Source organism: Labrenzia sp. OB1 (genome assembly GCF_001624695.1).
Classification (GTDB): domain Bacteria; phylum Pseudomonadota; class Alphaproteobacteria; order Rhizobiales; family Stappiaceae; genus Roseibium.
Window position 1 is genome coordinate 27,986 of sequence record NZ_JSEP01000011.1, and the last position, 19,781, is coordinate 47,766.

19 protein-coding genes are annotated in these 19,781 nt (G+C 60.1%); 10 read left to right on the plus strand and 9 right to left on the minus strand.

The window, feature by feature from the left end:
- Positions 1-124: 124 nt before the first annotated feature.
- On the plus strand, positions 125-1,063 hold the full coding sequence (locus OA90_RS15670) for a MoxR family ATPase (protein WP_068413745.1): 939 nt from the start codon (positions 125-127) through the stop codon (positions 1,061-1,063).
- Between the two features lie 46 nt (positions 1,064-1,109).
- Complete coding sequence (locus OA90_RS15675) at positions 1,110-2,315, plus strand: VWA domain-containing protein (protein ID WP_068414092.1); 1,206 nt, start codon at positions 1,110-1,112, stop codon at positions 2,313-2,315.
- Between the two features lie 117 nt (positions 2,316-2,432).
- On the opposite strand, the gene OA90_RS15680 is transcribed toward OA90_RS15675, so the two are convergent.
- A complete protein-coding gene (locus tag OA90_RS15680) occupies positions 2,433-3,299 on the minus strand; it encodes a hypothetical protein (RefSeq protein WP_068413748.1) in 867 nt (288 codons plus the stop codon).
- A gap of 519 nt (positions 3,300-3,818) precedes the next feature.
- Positions 3,819-4,292: a L,D-transpeptidase gene (locus OA90_RS15690; protein ID WP_244274654.1), complete on the minus strand. Its 474-nt coding sequence runs from the start codon at positions 4,290-4,292 to the stop codon at positions 3,819-3,821.
- 298 nt (positions 4,293-4,590) lie between these two features.
- Here OA90_RS15690 and OA90_RS15695 point away from each other — a divergent pair, with 298 nt between their 5' ends.
- Positions 4,591-5,205 carry a YceI family protein gene (locus tag OA90_RS15695; protein ID WP_068413757.1) on the plus strand — a complete coding sequence of 205 codons (615 nt, stop codon included), beginning with the start codon at positions 4,591-4,593 and terminating at the stop codon, positions 5,203-5,205.
- Between the two features lie 50 nt (positions 5,206-5,255).
- Here the strand turns inward: OA90_RS15695 and OA90_RS15700 are convergent, their stop codons facing one another.
- The gene (locus OA90_RS15700; protein WP_347876838.1) at positions 5,256-6,362 is read right to left on the minus strand and encodes a branched-chain amino acid ABC transporter substrate-binding protein; all 1,107 of its coding nucleotides are present in this window, start codon (positions 6,360-6,362) and stop codon (positions 5,256-5,258) included.
- Positions 6,363-6,580: 218 nt separating this feature from the next.
- Between OA90_RS15700 and OA90_RS15705 the strand changes: the two genes are divergently transcribed.
- Both OA90_RS15705 and OA90_RS15710 read left to right on the plus strand, forming a co-directional pair.
- Positions 6,581-7,108, plus strand: a complete 528-nt coding sequence (locus OA90_RS15705; protein WP_068413760.1) for a flavin reductase — start codon at positions 6,581-6,583, stop codon at positions 7,106-7,108.
- Between the two features lie 53 nt (positions 7,109-7,161).
- On the plus strand, positions 7,162-8,166 hold the full coding sequence (locus OA90_RS15710; protein WP_068413763.1) for a P1 family peptidase: 1,005 nt from the start codon (positions 7,162-7,164) through the stop codon (positions 8,164-8,166).
- An 88-nt stretch (positions 8,167-8,254) separates the two neighbouring features.
- Here the strand turns inward: OA90_RS15710 and OA90_RS15715 are convergent, their stop codons facing one another.
- Positions 8,255-8,836 (minus strand): NAD(P)H-dependent oxidoreductase, encoded by a 582-nt coding sequence (locus tag OA90_RS15715; RefSeq protein WP_068414101.1) that lies wholly within the window; start codon positions 8,834-8,836, stop codon positions 8,255-8,257.
- Between the two features lie 109 nt (positions 8,837-8,945).
- Here OA90_RS15715 and OA90_RS15720 point away from each other — a divergent pair, with 109 nt between their 5' ends.
- Entirely contained in the window at positions 8,946-9,563 is a 618-nt protein-coding gene (locus tag OA90_RS15720; RefSeq protein ID WP_068414104.1) for a TetR/AcrR family transcriptional regulator, read from the plus strand.
- A 31-nt stretch (positions 9,564-9,594) separates the two neighbouring features.
- Here the strand turns inward: OA90_RS15720 and OA90_RS15725 are convergent, their stop codons facing one another.
- Positions 9,595-10,074 carry a YcgN family cysteine cluster protein gene (locus OA90_RS15725; RefSeq protein ID WP_068414109.1) on the minus strand — a complete coding sequence of 160 codons (480 nt, stop codon included), beginning with the start codon at positions 10,072-10,074 and terminating at the stop codon, positions 9,595-9,597.
- Between the two features lie 361 nt (positions 10,075-10,435).
- On the opposite strand from OA90_RS15725, the gene OA90_RS15730 reads away from it, so the two are divergent.
- The 3 genes from OA90_RS15730 to OA90_RS15740 are packed head-to-tail and all read left to right on the plus strand — an operon-like array spanning position 10,436 to position 13,835.
- Entirely contained in the window at positions 10,436-12,595 is a 2,160-nt protein-coding gene (locus tag OA90_RS15730; RefSeq protein WP_068414112.1) for a PBP1A family penicillin-binding protein, read from the plus strand.
- Positions 12,592-13,278 carry a DUF1214 domain-containing protein gene (locus OA90_RS15735; RefSeq protein WP_068413765.1) on the plus strand — a complete coding sequence of 229 codons (687 nt, stop codon included), beginning with the start codon at positions 12,592-12,594 and terminating at the stop codon, positions 13,276-13,278. Before OA90_RS15730 ends, OA90_RS15735 begins: the two co-directional genes overlap by 4 nt.
- Complete coding sequence (locus OA90_RS15740; RefSeq protein WP_068413768.1) at positions 13,275-13,835, plus strand: hypothetical protein; 561 nt, start codon at positions 13,275-13,277, stop codon at positions 13,833-13,835. The genes OA90_RS15735 and OA90_RS15740 overlap by 4 nt, the downstream gene beginning before the upstream one ends.
- Positions 13,836-14,099: 264 nt before the next feature.
- Here OA90_RS15740 and OA90_RS15745 read toward each other — a convergent pair whose 3' ends face one another.
- Positions 14,100-14,957, minus strand: a complete 858-nt coding sequence (locus OA90_RS15745) for a hypothetical protein (protein ID WP_068413771.1) — start codon at positions 14,955-14,957, stop codon at positions 14,100-14,102.
- Between the two features lie 459 nt (positions 14,958-15,416).
- Between OA90_RS15745 and OA90_RS15755 the strand changes: the two genes are divergently transcribed.
- Positions 15,417-16,556 (plus strand): DUF2336 domain-containing protein, encoded by a 1,140-nt coding sequence (locus OA90_RS15755; RefSeq protein ID WP_082837083.1) that lies wholly within the window; start codon positions 15,417-15,419, stop codon positions 16,554-16,556.
- A gap of 70 nt (positions 16,557-16,626) precedes the next feature.
- Here the strand turns inward: OA90_RS15755 and OA90_RS15760 are convergent, their stop codons facing one another.
- The 3 genes from OA90_RS15760 to OA90_RS15770 form a co-directional block, all read right to left on the minus strand.
- The gene (locus OA90_RS15760) at positions 16,627-17,016 is read right to left on the minus strand and encodes a DUF1491 family protein (protein WP_068413779.1); all 390 of its coding nucleotides are present in this window, start codon (positions 17,014-17,016) and stop codon (positions 16,627-16,629) included.
- Between the two features lie 90 nt (positions 17,017-17,106).
- Positions 17,107-17,856: a peptidoglycan-binding domain-containing protein gene (locus tag OA90_RS15765; protein ID WP_068413785.1), complete on the minus strand. Its 750-nt coding sequence runs from the start codon at positions 17,854-17,856 to the stop codon at positions 17,107-17,109.
- A gap of 8 nt (positions 17,857-17,864) precedes the next feature.
- Positions 17,865-19,487 carry a hypothetical protein gene (locus tag OA90_RS15770; RefSeq protein ID WP_156510522.1) on the minus strand — a complete coding sequence of 541 codons (1,623 nt, stop codon included), beginning with the start codon at positions 19,485-19,487 and terminating at the stop codon, positions 17,865-17,867.
- Positions 19,488-19,781 lie beyond the last annotated feature (294 nt).

Consider the following 19,781-nt stretch of genomic DNA (forward strand, 5'->3'; position numbering starts at 1 on the left):
AGGTCGTGACCGGGAAAAACATTAGGATGAACACGGGCATGACAGCCTGGCCCGCACTGTGGCATGGCTTCATTGCGCATCTGACTGTATATAATTCGCACAACAGCGACGCACTGGAGGACACATGAGCCCGACCGCCCTACCCGATTCCATCGAAGGCACTCTGGAACTGATGGACAGGGCGGGATATGTCGCGGACCGGTCCCTGGCGACGGTCCTTCATCTTGCATTGAAGATGAAGCGGCCGCTCTTTCTCGAGGGCGAGGCCGGTGTCGGCAAGACCGAAATCGCCAAGGTTCTTGCCACCACGCTCGGCCGCGATCTCATCCGGCTGCAGTGTTATGAAGGCCTCGACGTCGCCTCCGCGGTCTATGAGTGGAATTACCCGGCTCAGATGGTGGAAATCCGCGTCGCCGAGGCGTCCGGCGACCTGGATCATTCAGAACTTTCGAAATCGATCTTTGACGAGCGCTTCCTGATCAAACGCCCCGTCCTGCAGGCATTGGAACCATCGCTCTCAGGCGCACCCGTCTTTCTCATCGACGAACTGGACCGCGCCGATGAAGCGTTCGAGGCCTTTTTGCTGGAAGTGCTCGCGGACAATCAGGTGACTGTTCCCGAACTCGGAACCATCCGCGCGGACGAACCACCAATCGTCATCATCACCACCAACCGCACCCGCGAAATTCACGACGCGCTGAAGCGCCGCTGTCTTTATCACTGGGTCGACTATCCGGATGCGGAGCGCGAACTGGAGATCGTCCGGCGCAAGGTTCCCGGCGCCGCACAGCGGCTCGCAGCTGAAGTTGTCGCCTTCGTTCAGAAACTGCGCGCCGAGGAAGATCTGTTCAAGCAGCCGGGTGTCGCCGAAACGCTCGATTGGGCAACAGCGCTTTCCGAACTGAATGAAATCGCGCTCGACCCGGATATGGCCTCCGACACGCTGGGCGTTCTTTTGAAATACCAGGATGACATCGAACGGGTCCGCGGCTCGAAGGTGCGGCAGATGGTCGACGATATCCGCAAGGATACGCCGCCCCAGCAGACGATGCCGACGATCTAGATGGCACGCACTCCGCTCCCCGTATCGCGCCGAAAGGGAGACTCCCATTCAGCCTTCGCCTGAAATTCGCTCGCGCATAACGGACAATATCGTCTATTTCGCCCGCACACTGCGCAAGGCCGGCGTTCCGGTCGGCCCCGCGTCCGTGGTCGATGCGGTCTCCGCAGTGGAAGTCTCCGGCATTGAAAACAGGGACGACCTCTATTGGACCCTGCATGCCGTCTTCGTGCGCAAACGCGAACACCGGGTGCTCTTCGACGAGGCTTTCCGGATCTACTGGCAGAGCCGCGGGCTGGTTGAAAAGATGCTGGCGATCCTGTCCCCCGTGGCCCCAGCCCGCGCCGCGCCGGAAAAGCCCCGGGCCGGTCAGACCCGCGTTTCGCAGGCCTTTGAGGCCAGGCGGGAGCGTATCGCCGAGGAAACCGTTCCCGAAATCGAGGTGGATGCCAAATTCACTGTGTCCGGCAAGGAACTGCTGCAGGCGAAGGATTTCGCGCAGATGACTGCTGACGAGATTGCGGCGGCGAAATCCGCTCTGCGCAGCATGGCCCTTCCGGTGGACAAAATCCGGCTGCGCCGTCTCAAGCCCGCCGCTAGAGGCCGCGTCGATCCGCGCCGGACGTTGCGCGCCTCCATGCAGGCAGGTGGCGGCATCATCGACCTCAAGTTTCGCAAACCCGGAGAAAAGCGCCCGCCCCTGGTCGCGCTTTGCGACATTTCCGGGTCGATGAGCCAGTATTCCCGCCTGCTGCTGCATTTTCTGCACGGGCTGACAGCCGAACGGCGCGACGTGCATACATTCCTGTTCGGCACACGGCTCACCAATGTCACCCGGCAACTGCGAATGAAGGACCCGGACGAGTCCCTGGAAGCCTGTTCTGACGGCGTGAAGGATTGGTCCGGCGGCACGCGGATCGCCTCGGCACTACATGATTTCAACCGCCACTGGTCACGCCGGGTGCTGTCCGGCCAGCCGACTGTGCTGCTGATTACCGACGGCCTGGAACGTAACACCGACGAGGATCTGGAACGGGAGATGGACCGTCTGCACCGTTCCTGCCGCCGTCTGATCTGGCTCAATCCCCTGCTCCGCTACGAAGGCTTCGAAGCCAAGGCCAAGGGCATCCGGGCCATTCTGCCCCATGTCGATGAATTCCGCGCCGTCCATTCCCTGGATGCGGTTGCGGATCTCGTCACTGCCCTGTCCGGCTCTCGTCGCACGGCGAGGTCTGACCCGCGAAAATGGCTTTAGCGTATGGCGCGTTGCAGCCCTGCCGATGAAAAGCAGAAAAGCGATTGGTCACGGAATCGCAGTTGATCCTCAGGAGATACGATTTGCTCCGTGAAAGTCGCGGTTCGCATGACTGAGCTAACCCGGCAAGTTCCCCGGGTTTTCGCTTCGGAAGTTGCCTTGCTCCTGCTTGCGGTTGTCCAGAATGGCTCCCAGGGCCAGAGCGAGACAGAGCAATAGCCAGCTCGTTCCCGCGAAGGCGAATTCGAACGGTGTCCGGAATGCCGGCGACACCTCGAACTTGTGCAGCAGAACCGCGCCAATGATCATCGGACACAGGTAAAGCGCGAGCACGGTGAACTGAAAATAAAACGAAGACCGCGCCGTCCGGAAGACACTGTGAAACGGCACCTGAACCTGCATGCGATATGTCATGTCGAGGCAGACAAGGATCATCGCAATCTGCGTGATAAACGAGAGTTCGTTGCCCCATAGAAGAAATGAATAAGCTGTTTCGACCAACCCCAGCGACAGCACCGCCAGGGCACAGGAGACCGCCAGAAGCTTGATGGCAAGCTGACGTTCCGAAGCTAGCACATAGGTGAAACTGCAAATCAGGAACAACGCCGTCTCCACCGAAAAGCGGCCGTAAACACCCACCGTTTCCAATGCGGCCGTAATCTGCCCGTCTGTGAAGGTCGACAACTCGTGCGGGAAAAGGGCCTCGAGGATCCGCAGTCCGGAGAACGCGATGAAAATGCACGGCAGACCCACATTGAGCCAGACGGAGTTTTCCCATTTCGGTCGAAAGAGAATCGCGCATGCAATCGCGAAAAATCCTGCGGCAGTCAGGGGATGCGTGGAAGGAAGAGTTCCCGAAAGAGGATCGCCGACCGAAAGAAAGACATTATGTGCCAGACCGAAGATCACCACGAGCAGCAGCAGGCAGCCAATGAGCTGGTGGAACAGGGAGCTTTCAAAGTCTGACAGTTCGAAATCGTTCATGTTCAGCCGGTTCCGGTCACCTGAAAATCGGGAGCGCTGCATTGCTAACTCAAGCTACATTAAACTCCATTATACGCGCAATAGTTGAAATATCTCTAAAACGGCCCACAATTAGGCAAGATTCACAAAAGGCAATTTATGACTGTGAAAATTACGGAACTACAGAATTCCGGCACAATTGATGACGAACGCTCCTTTTTGAAAGACAATCGGTTTCAAGGCATCTCGCGTTGACTTCCCGGGCCTCAACACAAGGGCGTAAACTCATAAATGAAGATGAAATGGTTTGAGGCGATTTGGTCTTCATCAAGGAGCGAAAGCGCAGGAAATATGGTTCATTTTCAAGCCTTTCGCGACGCAGAAGAGGACCAGTTCGGTCAAATCCGAAGGACATGAAAATGGCTCACCCCGTATCGTCAGCGTGCTTGACGACCGGGCACGAAGCCCGCTCATCGCACGCTTCCTGACGAGGTTTCGCCATTTCCCATGCCAGTTCGTCTTCATTTAGGAGTTTACGCCTTAAGGCAATGCAACCACCTGTGTGCTGACCCCAACCCGTTGAAACAGATCCTGAATATCGTGATTGGCCATACGGATGCATCCGTAGGAAACGGCGCGGCCGATTGAGCCGGGGCGGTTGGTGCCGTGAATGGCGTAATTGCCGTTCGACAGGGTCATCGCGGCAACGCCCATCGGGTTGTTCGGCGCTCCGCCCCGGATAACGTCGGGAAGATGCGGGAAATCCCGGCGGACTTCCGGCGACGGCGCCCAGTCGGGTTTTACATATTTCGCGGTGATAAGGGCATTGCCTGTCCAGGCTTTATGACGTTTGCCGACAGCGACACTGTAGCGGATCGCCCTTTGCCCCCTGAGAACCAGATAAAGCCGTTTCTCGGAGTTCTTGATGACGATGGTGCCGGGCCGGAACCTGGCATCGGCGAACCCCACCACTTCGGCCGCATCTGCGGGTGGCGTCATGCCGCTCAGAAGCATCAAGACGGCCAGCGGCAACACTCCGCGGAACAAGGACTTCAAATACATGGCTTTTCCCGACCTTTTCCAGGACAATACAGCCGAGGTTCGCCGGATTGAACGCATCCACCATCAATTTCTTATCAAAAGGTTAACGAGGCAATGGCCGGCGCCGCGCCACGCTCTATGTGCTGTGACGCGGAGCACTATGCCGCGCGCGGTTCCAGGCGATAATTCCCCTGCCGCTTCGGTCAGCAGAGCGAGATCCCTTCCGCTTTCGCCGGTTGCGTTGCCGATGATCTATTTGAAGGACTGAAACATGACTTCTTTCGATACCGTGCCAACCGCTTTCGCCGAACGCTTGAGAGGTTGCTGGAAAATTCCGGCTCTTGCCCTTGTTCTTCTAAGCACTCCCGTTCAGGCTCTCGCCGGCCCCATATCGGGAACCTATGTGCTTACGCCGGCCCAGATAGACACCGGCTTTTCTGTGCGCGTCCTCGGCCGGGGATCGGTGAAAGGGCAATTCAACAAGGTTTCAGGAAAGATGGTTCTTGACCAGAACCGGCCGGAAAACAGCCGCGTGAGCGTGACGATCGACCTCGCAAGCGTTGAGACCGGCAATGACAAGGTCACCGGCTTCCTGAAGAGCGCGGCCATGTTCGACGTCGCGAAATATCCGCTTGCCGACTTTCGCAGCACAAGGGTGCGCATCACCGGAGCGGATTCCGCCGAGGTTGAAGGCGTCCTGACGCTGCGCGGTATGAAGAAACGCACCAAGCTGTCCGTGACCGTCACCGGAACAGGGTCGGACGGGCGTGTCGGTTTTGAAGTCACCGGAGGTTTTCTGAGAAGCCTTTACGGCATGGAGATCGGCCTGCCGATCTATGCCGACAAGGTCAACCTGAAGATTTCCGGCACGGGGCAGCGTGGTTAGTGCGCCCGACACTGTTGACCAAATAGCCTGTCCGGGTTCTCCCGAACGGGCTATTTTCGCAGGATCTCGCCATCCCGCCATTCATGCCAGACAAAATCCGGCACATCGCTGTCACCGTTTTCGTCGAAGGAAATGGCCCCGATCACAGTCTGGAACAATCCTTCCCGCAGAGCCGCGGCAACCTCTTCTTCAGTCGTGCCGCCCGCGGCTTCCGCCGCCTGAGCCCAGGCCTGAATCGCCGCATAGGTTGTCAGGGCATAGCGCTCCGCGGGTTTGCCGGCATCTTCCAATACGCTGACAAGATCTCCTGCAGCGGAAATATCACGCGGTTCCTGCGGGTAGCTCACAAGGGTGCCGTTACCCGCCGGTCCAGCCACGGACCAGAATTCTTCCGTCATCAAAGCGTCCCCGGACACCATCACCGCGTCCAGTCCCTGGCGGTTCATTTCAAGTCTGATCAACCCGGCTTCCGGATAATAGCCGCCCAGATACACAACACCGACATCTTCAAGGCCCAGCCGGGACACAAGCGCACTGTAGTCCTGACCACCGGAATCGAATCCGTAGAACATGCTTTCCGGCTTGCCCTGGCTGTTCATCTCGGCCTTGACCGCATCGGCCAGACTTTTTCCGTAGGCGGTCTTGTCGTGGAGGATCGCGACACGCGCGTCACCGAAGTCTTCCGCCAGGAGCCGCCCGGCAAGCCTGCCCTGCCGGTCATCCCTTGGCGCCAGCCGGAAGATGCCGCCCCCCGGACGCTGATCGGTAAAGGCCGGCAATGTGCTCGCAGGGGAGATCTGCACGATACCCGCCCCGGAATAAACCTCGCTTGCCGCGATCGATCCGCCGAAACAGAAATGCCCCGCGACGAACCTGACCCCCTTGCCGATCATCTGGTTGGCAACAGCGGTTGCCGTTTCCCCGTCACAGGCGTCATCCGCGACCTCAAGAACAAGCGGCTCACCATTCACACCGCCGGCTGCATTGATGTCGGCGACCGCCTGTTCGGCGCCTGCCAGCATCTGCGCGCCGAATGCTGCGAACTGCCCCTTCATCGGCCCGGCGACCGCAATCGGAATATCGGCGAGGGCCGGCCCGCTGAGGAGACCGAAAACCAGAACGGTTATACTGGCGGCAAGCTGCCGGTTTTTCATCATTCTCCCGGAATTCCTTTTTTCACGTCTCCTACACCTAACCTGAGCGCATACCGAGCTCAATCCGGCTGGTTCAAATAGTGTTCTTGCGTTCGAATATACACTCCGGGAGCTGGACGGCCGGGCCGCGACGATTGCGCCTTTGACCCGGGAGCCATAAACTTCCGCTGTGCTCGGGGCCTTGCCCGATTCCATCGCCGCTGTCCCATGGAGCAGACAGAATGTCCTCATCCTCATCAGATCCGGAAGATCAGGCCAGACTGCCGCTCGACATGACGGTTTTCCGGGAGGCCATGAGCCGCATTGCCGCCGCCGTCCATGTAGTGACCACCGATGGTCCGGCCGGACGCATCGGAGCAACCGTTTCCGCCGCCTGTTCGGTCAGTGACGATCCTCCAAGCATTCTCGTCTGCCTGAACCGGCAAACGCGCATTCATGGTGCGGTTCTGGAAAACCGCCGCTTCTGCCTCAACACACTCAGCGACGATCACGAAGCCATTTCCGATGCCTTTGCCGGGCGCGAAAATCTGGACATGCCGGACCGGTTCGCCAAGGGAGACTGGACACCGCTGGCCACAGGCTGCCCTGGCCTCGACAGCGCGCGTCTCAGCGTTGATTGTGATGTGTTTGCGATCACCGAGATGGGCACGCATTCAATTGTCATCGGCACGGTCGCGGATCTGCGCATGACCGACCCGGGCAAATCCCTGCTCTATGTCCGTAGGGGCTACAAAAGCCTCGACACATAGACTGCTGACGGTCAAACTCTCCTTCTGATAAATAACAATGGGACAAGCACCACATGGCTGCCCAGCGCAATCTGATTACCGATGTTCCCGGCCTGAAAGTCGGCAACGCGTCCGACCAGGAGCTGAAATCCGGGGCGACTGTTCTTGTACCGGACGAGCCATCAGTGACTTCCGTCGCCATCCATGGCGGTGCTCCGGGCACGCGCGAAATCGCGCTGCTGGAACCGGAACAGACAGTGGAAAAGATAGATGCCATCGTACTGGCGGGTGGCTCAGCCTTCGGTCTCGACGCTGGCGCCGGCGTCCAGGGGCGTCTGGCGGAACTGGGCTACGGCTTCGAAATTGGCCCTTTTCGGGTGCCGATCGTGCCGACAGCCATCCTGTTTGATCTTCTGAACGGCGGCGACAAGAGCTGGGGACAGGCGGCACCTTATCGTGATCTCGGCCGCGCCGCGCTGGATGCGATCGGCCATGATTTTCCCCTCGGATCGGTCGGAGCAGGCGCCGGAGCCACAACCGCAAACCTCAAGGGCGGCCTGGGGTCCGCATCGATGGTTCTGGAAAACGGCGTCACTATCGGGGCCATCGTCGCAGTGAATGCCCTCGGCCGCGCAACAGTTGGTGACAGCGCGCATTTCTGGGCCGCTCCTTTTGAGATCGGCGACGAATTCGGCGGCCTCGGCATGGCACATCCTTTCCCGCAGGACGCAACCGTGGTCAGAACCAAACTGGACGGACTGAAAGCCGGCGCAAACACGACAATCGCCGCCGTCGCCACTGACGCGATCCTGACGAAGAGTGAAGCCAAGCGCCTCGCCGTCATGGCCCACGACGGTCTTGCCCGGGCCCTGTGGCCGGCTCATACGCCGCTCGACGGAGACCTGGTCTTCGCCATGTCCACCGGTCAACGCAAGATGGAAAATGGTCTGGAGGATATGGTGCAGCTCGGCGCGGGGGCAGCCTCCTGCCTCGCCCGCGCCATTGCCAGGGGCATCTATCATGCAACGCCGGCCGCCGAGGATCCCGTTCCTACATGGCAGCAGCGCTTCGGATCGTGAGACGCAACTAACCAGGAACCCGGCCTCATGCCCCCTTGCGAAACCCGGCCGATACCTGTGCGATGAAGACCCACGGGCGCTCGGGAGTTCATGCGGCCCTGCGGCCGAGAGCCCCTGCCCGCGAAAGCATTTTCGCCCGCTGCTGCTCCTGCGATCCCCTGATTGGTGAAAACAGGTGATAGCCTTTTGCTTTCAGGCCACAAAAACCCAGAATCTGCTTTTGGGTCTGCTTCTTGATGCCCGCACCGTAGATCCAGTGAAAATACCAGCCGGGCGTGTCCGAGGTCACCAGAACTTCAGCAGTGCGCCCCTTGAGCAATTTGTCCGGAATGGGCTTTCCGGCAACATACTGGAAGGCCTTGCCCGGAAGCATCACCCTGTCGAAAAAACCCTTCAGCTTTGCCGGCATCCCGCCCCACCACAAAGGATGCGCAATGACAAAGCTTTCGCACCAGACAATATCGTCCCACAACGCCTGAAGATCGGGCTCAAGCGGCGGCGCATCCTTGAACCGGGAAACGCCGAAGTCCGGATTGAAATCCGTGGCGGAAAGATGCCGCAAGCGCACTTCGTGTCCGCTCGCTTTGGCATTGCTGGCATATTCTTCTGCAAGCGCACCACAGAAAGAGCCGCTGGCCGGATGTCCGTCGAGGATCAGAATTCGTGTCATTTGAAGTCCAATTCTGGCAAAGAAAAAATTGACCGTGGTCATTTTTTGACATCTTCCAATCCGTGCGTCAAGATGTTTTCTGACCATGGTCAATTTTTTTGGAGACTGCATGACACGCAAGCCGCAGCAACGCAGCATTGCCACCCGGGCCCGCGTGCTGCAGGCCGCAAGGGATCTGAGCCGGAAACACGGTCTGGAACTCGTCACGGCCGATGCCGTCGCGCAGGAAGCAGGCGTTGCGAAAGGAACCGTGTTTTCTCATTTCGGCGACATGGACGGACTGCTGTCCTATGTGCTCCTGGACAGGCTCAACGCACTCCGCGGTCCGTCGCAGGATGAAAAGGATCCCGCAGAAGATCTGTCGGATCCTGTCGGCACGCTTATGCGGCGGATGATGTCCCTTATCGCCGTGATCACCGACAATCCGACGATCCTGCGCCTGTTTCTCGACAATATCGGCGTCACGAAGCCCCACTGCGCGTCGGAATTCGTCGAAACGCTCGATGCGCTTGACGCGGATCTCGCGGCTTTTCTTCAGATCTGGCAGGACATGGCGGACATCCGGCCGGCCTTGCGGCACGACAGATCACCGGCGGAAATGGTCGACGGCCTGGTAGCCTTCATGGTGCATGGCGCGATCCTGCTGAAAAGTCACCAGCTTACGGATCGCGGGGAACTGGAAGCCAGGCTCCGCCGTCATGTGGAAGCCTATCTGCTGGTCGCGTGAGAGCAACCGAAGCTTCAAGACAGGGTGGCCGTCACCTTGTGTCGGGCACTTCTCCGGGCCAGGCAACGACATGGAATTCGTATTCCTCAAGTCGCATGCCGTCCTCCGGCACGGTTTTGCCTTGCACGGAAATGCCGGCCTGGTGCACGGTTTCGGAATCTTTCGACACCAGTGGATGCCACCAGTAAAGGTCCTGTCCTTCGCGAACGAGACGATAGGCACAGGTGGGTGGCAACCAGGTGAGCGTGCGCACCTCTTGCGGTGTAAGGCGAATGCAATCAGGGACGGTCGCCGCGCGGTTTTCATAGTCCTTGCAGCGGCAGCTGTCGCCATCCAGAAGGGTGCAGGCGACATCGGTCCAGACGATTTCACCCGTGTCCCAGTCTTCCAGCTTGTTGAGACAGCAACGGGCGCAGCCGTCGCACAGCGATTCCCACTCCGGCCCGCTCATCTCCTCAAGCGTCTTGGTTTTCCAGAACGGGAGATGTCCCTCGATATCCGCCGGTATCATTTTATCCGTGCCTGTCAGATCAATCTGCCGTTTGTCGGATCCCGCCGAGGCAGCTGGATATTGTCCAGCCTGAACGCCTTCCAAACCCAAAAGGAGCGTCGGGGACATCAGGGATCTTCAGGTGCGCCTAGCATGCCTGCCCACCTCCGGCAAGCGCGGCCCGGCCGCACACCGCATTTGTACGAGCAATACTGCCGGAAACTGGTATTCAGGAAGGACCGTTCATTCACAACAACAAGGACAGCCATTCGAGACCGGTTTCCACACGGACAAAAAACCGGTAATTTGAATTGATCCATCTTGATCCGGAGAACCCGTTCGCGTGGCCAACGAACAGCATTCAAGTGATACCGACGGCAATCTGCCGCCGCGCAAGCGCCACCGTATTCGCCGGTTCTTTCTCGGCCTCGATGCGTTTGTAGACACCGCTCTCTGGAAAAGCGGCGCCGCCATACGGCGGACTTTCGAAGGCTATGACGCCTTTCTGCGCCGTTTCCGGGCGAAAGGCATCTGGCGGGCTTTGGCAGAGCTTTCCTCCGACACTCTCACCTATGGTCTTGCGGGCTTCATCGTCGTTCTGGCCTTTGCCCAGCCGGCCTTCGAGGCCACCCGTTACGCCGATTGGAAAACCACCGACGATTTCGCCGTGACCTTCATGGACAGGTTCGGCAAGGAAATCGGACGACGGGGTATCGTGCTCAATGACAGTGTGCCATTGGAGGAAATTCCGGATTCCCTCGTGAAGGCAACGCTGGCCACCGAGGATCGCCGGTTCTTCATCCACTTCGGCATCGATTTTGTCGGCACTTTCCGTGCAATGGTCGAAAATGCCCGTGCGGGCGGCGTCGTCCAGGGTGGCTCCACCCTCACCCAGCAGCTCGCCAAGAACCTCTTCCTGAGCAACGAACGCAGCCTGATCCGCAAGATCAAGGAAGCCTATCTGGCGCTGTGGCTGGAGGCCAATCTCTCCAAACAGGAAATCCTGAAACTTTATCTGGACCGGGCCTACATGGGTGGCGGGGTGTTCGGGGTGACCGCTGCGGCCGAGTTCTATTTCAACAAGAACGTCCGCGAATTGACCCTCGCCGAAAGCGCCATGCTTGCCGGACTTTACAAGGCGCCGACCAAATATGCCCCGCATATCAACCTGCCCGCCGCCCGCGCCCGCGCCAACGAGGTGCTGACCAACATGGTGCAGGCCGATTTCCTGACCGAAGGCCAGGTTATCGGTGCCCGCCGCAATCCCGCCGTCGCGGTTGATCGCTCACAGGATCAGCTGCCGGAATACTTCCTCGACTGGGCACTGGAGGAAGTCAAAAAACTCGCCCGCCGAAATCCCGCCCTTGCCCGCGACCGCATTGTCACCGTGCGCACCACACTCGACCCTGCCCTGCAGCGCAGCGCGGATCAGGCGGTGGAAACCATCCTGAGGGAAAATGGCAAACTGCGAGACGCCAACGAAGCGGCACTGGTGTCAATGCTCCCCGATGGGGCCGTGGTCGCCATGGTAGGTGGCAGCTCCTATGGCGAGAGCCAGTTCAACCGTGCGGTCAATGCCTTGCGCCAGCCAGGCTCCTCCTTCAAGCCGTTCGTCTATATCACTGCTTTCATGAACGGGTACGGTCCGGAAAGCATCGTCCCGGACCGGCCTGTCTATATCGGCAACTGGACACCGCGGAACTATGGCAGAAGCTACCGCGGTCCCGTGACCCTGAGAACGGCGCTCACCAAGTCGATCAACACGATCCCGGTACGCCTTTCCATGGATTTCGGGCGTGAAAAAATCATCGAGACCGCCTATGCCATGGGCATCACCCACGAGCTTGAAAACGGGATTTCCCTTCCCATCGGCTCCTCCGAAGTGACCGTGATCGACATGGCCTCCTCCTATTCGGTTTTTGCCAATGGCGGCTTGAAGGCCTCCGCCTACGCGATCATGGAAGTCACGAACAGCGCCGGTGAAGTTCTCTACCGAAGGGACCAGGACGAAACCGGCCCTGAAAGGGTCCTGCCGGAGGACAAGGTGCATCAGATCAACGACATCCTGGTCAATGTGGTGGAGGCCGGCACCGGCCGGCGTGCCCGCATCGATGGTGTGGTGGCGGCTGGAAAGACAGGCACAACCAATGCCTACAGGGATGCCTGGTTTGTCGGATATACGGGCAATTTCACCACCGCCGTCTGGTACGGCAACGACGATTTCGCATCCACCCGGCGTGTTACCGGTGGCAGCCTGCCCGCCATGACCTGGCAGAAATACATGGAATTCGCCCATAGCGGCATCGAGCTGGCCGCCATGCCCGGCGTCGATGCGGAAAACCTGCCAAGGCTGGCACGTGCGAGCCCGGCCAAACCGGCAGCGCAGGACGCCGAGGCCCCGCAGCCGCGCGTCCTGAAACGGCGTACTCAGGACTTGCTGCTGCGCATCGGAAAGGAACTTCGCCTGCTCCTGGAACAGTCCAATGCCAGCGTAATTCCTTCACCGGCATCCACCCCCACCAGTTTCGCGGCCGCGCGATGAGTGAGACGTCCCTGTGGCCGCGCGTCACCAGCGGCGAAACCAACTGGTACGAGAACGAGCTGCCCAGGGTCATCCGTCCCCATCGCGGCCATCCCGTGCGCACGCTGACGGCAATCTCGCTTGTACTGCTCCTGGCCTCTCTCCTCGGCATCAGTTCCGCCTATCTGGTCATCGAGCGCGAACAGCCACTCAATGCGGTCACGATCGGGCCCTGGCAGGCTTACCCTAAGGCAGGCACGACCGAAGCGGACCCCTATTCGGTGGCCATCTACACGCGCGGTGCTGTCATTCCGCTTGCAAGCGGTGAAGGGCTCGCCTTGGTCGCTCGCGTGGACAGCAACGAACACCTGCTCGACCCGACCTGCGTTTACCGGATCGCCGGACAGACCCCGTCCGCACGCCTGTGGACCCTGACCGCCGTCAATGGCAGGGGCGATCTCGTTGAAACCCTGCCCGGCCGCGTTCACCTGGTCAGCCAGAACCTGCTGCGCGCCGGGGACGGCACCTTTGAGATCACCGCGGCGGCGTCACCCCAGTCCGGCAACTGGCTGCCGCTGGCAGCCGGGGCCAACGCCAGCGACGGCCTGCGTTTCGTCCTGCGGCTTTACGATGCGCCTGTCACCACGGGCGCAGCTCTGGACGGCGTTAGTATGCCGGTGATCGAAAGGACGGGCTGCCCATGACGCTCTCGCCCCGCTTTACCCTGACGGTCGGAATTCTGGCGACGTTGTGTCTGGCGGCGGTCATCCATATTCTGGTGGTGCTCAGCATTCCCCGCAACGTGCAGCACAGCGCCTATGACAATATCGCCACCTACGGGATCGACCGGCAGTTCAATCTTCTGCCCGACGTCAAACCCGGCCAGGAAGCTCTTCCCGATCTCGACCCGGCGATGAAACACGCCGCCTGCCGGTTCCAGCTCGCCGACGGGCCTGTCCTTTTCGACGCCAGCATCCCCGTGTCCTTCTGGTCCATCGGCCTGTTCAATGCCGCCGGCGAGGCAGTCTACAGCCTCAACAACCGCACCGCCGGCGCCGAACGCCTCTCCATGCTGGTTCTGACCACCCCGCAGCTCTCCATCCTTCGCGAGAACCCGCCGGAAAACCTTGAAGACCTGATTGTCATCGAAACCCCGGAGCCGATCAGCGGCTTTGCGCTCCTGAGAGCGTATGTTCCGCATAGCTCGAAAGCAGACGAGATCGACCTGGCATTGCGGGCAGCCCGTTGCGGGACGATCTGAGCACACATGAAATCCGCGCATCACCGCCCGGACAACGTGAAAGCCGGATTGCGGAAAAGCTCGCCCCCGTTCATCGACAGCCCGTACCAGCAGCGGATAAGGGAATTTTCAAACAGAAGCCTGCAGATGCCGCGTTGAATTGGCCTCGGAAAATCGCGCGAGCGCATACAAATGCAAATGCAAATGCTGCCTCGGGTGTCCTCCTGAAACCATGAATCTGTTTGAGCCGTTACACTCTGGTGAAAAAACGTTGGGTTCGGCGCTCTATTTCACCACCGGCGCCCGCTCGACTCCCCACCCCGAGTAGATCCGCGATCTCTTGGCAGGCGCGGTGGTGATGTAGCGGCCACCGCGTTCGCAGCTTTCCTCGGCCAGCTTCACCTGGCCCTCGAGTTCGCGGATGGCGTTGTTGACCTTCCATACCCGGTTCTGGGTCGGGGTCTCGATTTCCAGCCCCTCGAGCGCCTTCTTGTAGGCAATGATCCGGTAGCGCAGTGCCTGGCCGACCCATTTGGTCATCACCCGGTTTTCCCAGACCCGCGCCTTGGCGCCGTCATAGGTTTCCTCCGTGGTCACGGTCTTGTTGCGCAGAACCCTCAGCCGCTCGTCATCCGCCTTCTGAACCCGGATCGCCACCGTGCAGAACGGCATGACCAGTTCCGCGTCGCCGGTGGCGTCGGACGCGATCTTGTCGTAGCGGGCATCAGAGGACCTGAATTTGTCGGAGCGCAGATAAATCAGGTAAAGATCGGGCGGAACCCTGCCCTCGGTTTCCGGCATGACCCGTGTGCGCGCCAGTTCCACGATGGTTCCGCCGATCCAGTCCTTGGTCCAGGGTGGACGGATCAGCGTCCAGCCGCGGTTGCGCAGCAGCTTTTCATCGTTGGTATAATTGAATTTCGAAACCGGATCCCCGCGCAGCCGCGCGGCCTCATCACCGGCTTTCGGCATCAGGTCATCATGGATCACCGACGGTCTCGCGCGGTCAAAGTCACCGGTCGGCCGCACACAGGCGGTCAAGGCAACGGCAGCAACAAGGACAGCGCCGAATGTCAGCACCCGCCCGAGCCTGTGTCCCCCGCCCTTCGCGGAACCGGGATGTACCGCTTCGCAATTGCCCATAGGGCGCTTCTCCAGACCGCTCGAAAGTCAGCAACGCGGCTGGAGCGATACGACCGTCAGTCCTTGTCGGAACCGGCCGGTCCAGCAGCCTTCCCGATGGTCGCGATTCGTGCGGCAAGATCAAGGTCATGGTGCTCATACCGGACACCTGGGAAGAGGATAACTTCTCCAAAGGCCTCCCGGCTGGCCGAATGCCGGTTATCGGAATGACGACCCACACGTGCAGCGGGCCGCTGAGCGGACGCAAAGTCCAACAAATTGCCCATCGTCTCCTCCTTCGGTTCCTGCTGCTTCGGCGGCGTATTACCGGCGAAACACAGTCAAACGGGCGACGCATTACTTCCTGCAGGCTTCATTAGGAAGCCGTCAGGGTTAACAGGATGCTAACGCTTTTAGGGCAATTTGAATGAAACAACTTCAGCCGGTGGTCCGGTCTTCTGTATTTTGTAGACAGGTGTCATGCGTCAAAGGCCTCACTTCAATCCTACCGTCGAGACGTCCGTGCCCGGCCGGAAGAAACCGCCGCAGGATCGCTGCGTCCTGCTCGCGGCGACCGAACTGTTCGTCGGGAAGTCCCGGCATGATATTGAAGAAAAAAAGATATTTTTGGAGCTGGCACGCAATCTCCTGTCGGCGACCACACTGCAGGACCGTCGCCGGATTGCTTCCATGCTCGCGGCTCATCCCGAAATACCGGACGATCTGCTCGAGATCCTTGCCGCCGACGAAGACGAGCTGACTGCTTATCCGCCGCTCCGTTACAGTCAAAGGCTTTCTGTGGATCTCCTCTTACGCAAGGTCAAGGAAGGACCGGAATCTCTCAGACGGGCCATCGCAAACCGCCCGTCGCTGCGCGAATCGGTGCTCAGCGCCCTGTGCGAGCATGCCGGTGCGGACTCCATAGGTATTCTCCTGCAAAGGGACGATATCCGCCTTGCACCGGTTCACCACGACAAACTCAGCCGCCGCGGCGATATCGTCGCAGCGCTCGGCATGGAACTGGCCGGCCAGGACGCCCTCAATCCCGATGGCCTCATGGGCCAGTACCTGCATCTGCCCACCAAGCTGAAGGCGAAGGCCATTGCCGCGGCCGAGATGGCCAGCCTGATAAAACAGGCACAGACACCCGGCACTGCTCCGGTTCACCGTCAGAACAGCGCCCGCCTCCATCTTTGCGATGGTCTGGTGGCCGAAGCGCTCGCCGGCGACCGGCTCCGCTTCTCCGATCTCCTCTGCCAGGGACTGAGCCTGCCGCAGCCCGTATGCGACCTCATGCTGCAGACGGACCAGAGCGACGGCCTGACAATTGCCCTGAAGGCCCTCGGCATGTCCGCCTCGCAAACCGCCACCGTTTTGATCCGGCTGTTTGGCGAGCAGATGCCATTGACGGATCTGCGCGGATTGTTGCGCCTCCATCGCACATTGAGCGTCGGTGCGGCAGGCGTTCTGGCCGGCCAGTGGATGCTGCAGGATCAGACCGTGCAGACCACGTCACCCAGACATGCCCCCCAATACCAGGAGAGCAATCGCCGCCAGGAACAGGCACGGACTGTATCAGACGCAGAAGTCAGCCCTGCCCGCAGGAATTCGGGCAGCTGACCCCGGCAACACCGGGTCTAAAGCCCGCATTTTCTTTGAGAGCTCCGCATGGCTGCGGACAGAGTATTTCTCAAAACCGGAACACGCCCTTGCCAGGATCCATTGTGGGATCGGCTGCGGGCTCATCCGTGGCGAGCGGCAGCTCCACCTGCCCGTCTCGCGCCTCGATCTCCACCAGCCAGTAATCCGGATCCATCCGGCCTTCCTTTTGAAGGCGGTCGGCCAGCATTTCCCGGTCGGCCTGCAAGAGGACACGCTCGAACAGGCGTCCGTCGGGCAGGTCGCTGAACATGGATTGCGGTGCGGGTCCGTAAAAATCGTAGGTTCCGTCCAGCCGGTCGACGCTAACGAAGACAGCTCCGGCTTCCGGTGCTCCCCGCTTCGAAACCGCAGCAAATCCGCCACCATTGAAGATCCGGCGCACAAGCGCACTGACGAAGAAGTCGGACGTGACCCGCATTGATAGGTCCTCGGCTGGAGACGGAGGAATTCGACAGTGACGGAATTTCGAAGCGGCTGAAATTTCAACCTGGCCGCTTCATATCAGAATTCAGCCGGAAAGGGAGCGCCCGCTGATCATTTCCAGACGCTCGATCACCTTCGCGCCAGGCTCGCCTGTAAGCGGCAGACCGCGATCGAGTTCGAACCGCTTGATGGCCGTCGTCGTGTTGGCGCCCATACGTCCGTCGGCTTTCAACGGACCGTAACCGAGTTCCGAAAGCGCGTTTTGTATCTTCATCAGACGAGGGTCCGCATCGATGTCGGCGACCGTTTCGGAGCCCGCGTCCTGAACGGGAGTGCCGGAGAACCCGGGTTTGGCGCGTGGGACGGGCAGTTGACCTGCAATCGGTGCGTCCCCGTGCAACAGGACGAGTGCCAGCAACGCCTCGCTCGCCTCGCCCGTCTCCATCTGCCCGGCGCGGCGTTCGAAGGCGCGGATGGCGCGCTCCGTTGCCGGACCGTTCAACCCGTCAAGCGGACCTGCATAGAGCCCGATCTTTCTCAGGGAGATCTGCAGATCGAGCACCAGCGTCGAGATCTCCTGGATCTGCAACTCGCCGCGGCGGTCACCCGGTTCGGGAAGCTGCAAGGCATCGGACCGTTCGCGGGTGGCAAACAAGGGCGCCGGGTGCCGGCCCGGCTGCAGTCCGACCGCATTGGCGACAATCAGGCAGGCCGTCAGCCCCATAACGACCGTACCGCCAGCAGCCACCGGATTGTCGAGCGCCACATGGCCTGCCCGTGCCATGAAGGAGTCGGGGGCCTTGACCTGTTTTTTCTTTTTCGCCTGTTTCGCCATGCCTCCGCCTATGCCGATTTAGCGACTGGCAGGCCGGCCTGATCCGCGTGGATCTGACCGGTCCGCAAGACTTGAACGGAGCGAACGGGCACGTGCAGCACAACACTCTCACCATGTCCGAGCGTGGTTTGAACCGAAAGGCCGCCTCCGGTTCTCTCCAGAAGTTCCCTGGCAAACTCCAGGACCGGCCGAGAGACATCCGAGCTCCAGCTCAAACTGGAATGCCGGTTCTTGACGGACAGCACGATTTCCAGATCGCCATGCCCGGTCCGCCCCGAGACAGTAACAACCGCTCCGCTTTTGGACGTCTCGACCATATCCGACAGGACAAAGCAGAGCGCCTGGCGCAGACATTTCCCATCCGCGACCGCAGGCGGCAAATCACTCTTTGCGTCTGTTTCAATTTCCACGCCGCGCCGGTCGGCAACCAGCGTCACAAGTTTACGGCATTGCGTCAGGCAGGTTGGAATGTCGATCGCCGCATAATCCGGTTCCGATGCTGCGGACAGGGCCGGCCGGAAATCCAGAACAGCGTCGAGATCTTCAAGTCCGGCCTTGCCGGCAGCTTTCAACCGGCCTGCGGCAGCATGAGTAGCCGATCCGGCCCGCGCCCCGCCATCAGCTTGCAGGGCGTCCGCCTGGGCGATGATGTCGGAGAAGGCCCGCCGGGCGTCCATACCGGCGGTTTCAAGCAGGGTTCTGGAGATGCCTGCCGTCCGGCTTTCCTGTGGGGAGGCAGCGGTTTCGGCCTCTTGAGACGAAAGGGTGTCATCCGTTTGCCGGATCAACAGCAGCAGTTTCCTGTCCACTACCGGTGCCTGGTTCCCCTCCTGCCCTTGAAGCTTGATTTGCACCTGCAACTGGCGGTACTCCGCCTGACCGGTCTCACCGGGTGCGCTCGCGCCGACCCGTACGCGGGCGTCGAAGACCGCCGGCGCACCGCTGTGCCGGACATCGGACAATTTGGTCAGATAAAGCGGCCGCTCCGCCACATGCAACCGTTGAAACAGCCAGTCCTCGGCACAGTTGGCCGGCAGACAGCCGAACATCTGTTTGACCGGCCCGCCCAGAACCCGGATACCGCCGCCCGGATCAAGTTCGCAGAAAACTTCAGAAGCACTCTGGCTCATCATCTGCCGCCGGCTTTCCGACGCGACGACCGCGTCCCGGGTGCGCTTGCGGTCGCCCGACAAGCGATACGCCAGCAGTCCGGCATAGATAAGCCCTGCCAGAATGGCGATGAACTGTGCCGCCACCGGCAAGGGCTCGAACTGAAACTGCGGGATTGGCAAAAAGGTGATGGCGGCGAGCAGGACACCACAAAGCGCGGCGACAAGGATCGGTGTTCTCCGACTGGTTGAAAACGCCGCCTCCACCAGGGGAATCAACAGCCAGACCGCAGCGAACGAAGCCTCTCCTCCGGTCAGGAGGCATATGGCAGCAACGGTACAGGCAAACAACGACGATGAAACCGCGATCGCCCGATTCAGCTTTCCCGATTGCGAGAGATAGAGCGCCAGCGGCCACTGGCTCAGCATCCAGGCCAGCACAAGAATTTCGGCAACATGCGGAGGGCCTGCGAGCGCAAGATGCAGGGGCAGAACAAAAAGCGCGACGGCGCCACTCAACATGGAGCTGATCAGAAAAGATCGGTGCAATGGTGCCAGCAAGCTGTCCCCGGCGGCGTTGGGATGAATCATCCCGTCAACCCGAGAGGCCCAAAGGCTCAGTATTTTCTTCAGAAAAATCAAAAGATTACGCACTCTACACTACCACACGACAGATGCAGGACTTCCCGCTCGCAGCTCCTGTAAAGCTATTCTGTCGCGGAGCACTTAAGGAACGATAAAGGAAGAATTCGAAACGCGGAAAAAATCGTGAAATATCACTATGTTCAAGCGCTTGCCTGCAATTGGCTAAAATTT

What these genes read in the sequence shown, in the direction of transcription:
- OA90_RS15670 (WP_068413745.1), top strand. Translation starts at nt 125, where the DNA reads ATGAGCCCGACCGCCCTACCCGATTCCATCGAAGGCACTCTGGAACTG.
- OA90_RS15680 (WP_068413748.1), bottom strand. Translation starts at nt 3,299, where the DNA reads ATGAACGATTTCGAACTGTCAGACTTTGAAAGCTCCCTGTTCCACCAG.
- OA90_RS15690 (WP_244274654.1), bottom strand. Translation starts at nt 4,292, where the DNA reads ATGCTTCTGAGCGGCATGACGCCACCCGCAGATGCGGCCGAAGTGGTG.
- OA90_RS15695 (WP_068413757.1), top strand. Translation starts at nt 4,591, where the DNA reads ATGACTTCTTTCGATACCGTGCCAACCGCTTTCGCCGAACGCTTGAGA.
- OA90_RS15700 (WP_347876838.1), bottom strand. Translation starts at nt 6,362, where the DNA reads ATGATGAAAAACCGGCAGCTTGCCGCCAGTATAACCGTTCTGGTTTTC.
- OA90_RS15705 (WP_068413760.1), top strand. Translation starts at nt 6,581, where the DNA reads ATGTCCTCATCCTCATCAGATCCGGAAGATCAGGCCAGACTGCCGCTC.
- OA90_RS15710 (WP_068413763.1), top strand. Translation starts at nt 7,162, where the DNA reads ATGGCTGCCCAGCGCAATCTGATTACCGATGTTCCCGGCCTGAAAGTC.
- OA90_RS15715 (WP_068414101.1), bottom strand. Translation starts at nt 8,836, where the DNA reads ATGACACGAATTCTGATCCTCGACGGACATCCGGCCAGCGGCTCTTTC.
- OA90_RS15720 (WP_068414104.1), top strand. Translation starts at nt 8,946, where the DNA reads ATGACACGCAAGCCGCAGCAACGCAGCATTGCCACCCGGGCCCGCGTG.
- OA90_RS15725 (WP_068414109.1), bottom strand. Translation starts at nt 10,074, where the DNA reads ATGATACCGGCGGATATCGAGGGACATCTCCCGTTCTGGAAAACCAAG.
- OA90_RS15735 (WP_068413765.1), top strand. Translation starts at nt 12,592, where the DNA reads ATGAGTGAGACGTCCCTGTGGCCGCGCGTCACCAGCGGCGAAACCAAC.
- OA90_RS15740 (WP_068413768.1), top strand. Translation starts at nt 13,275, where the DNA reads ATGACGCTCTCGCCCCGCTTTACCCTGACGGTCGGAATTCTGGCGACG.
- OA90_RS15745 (WP_068413771.1), bottom strand. Translation starts at nt 14,957, where the DNA reads ATGGGCAATTGCGAAGCGGTACATCCCGGTTCCGCGAAGGGCGGGGGA.
- OA90_RS15755 (WP_082837083.1), top strand. Translation starts at nt 15,417, where the DNA reads ATGCGTCAAAGGCCTCACTTCAATCCTACCGTCGAGACGTCCGTGCCC.
- OA90_RS15760 (WP_068413779.1), bottom strand. Translation starts at nt 17,016, where the DNA reads ATGCGGGTCACGTCCGACTTCTTCGTCAGTGCGCTTGTGCGCCGGATC.
- OA90_RS15765 (WP_068413785.1), bottom strand. Translation starts at nt 17,856, where the DNA reads ATGGCGAAACAGGCGAAAAAGAAAAAACAGGTCAAGGCCCCCGACTCC.
- OA90_RS15770 (WP_156510522.1), bottom strand. Translation starts at nt 19,487, where the DNA reads ATGTTGAGTGGCGCCGTCGCGCTTTTTGTTCTGCCCCTGCATCTTGCG.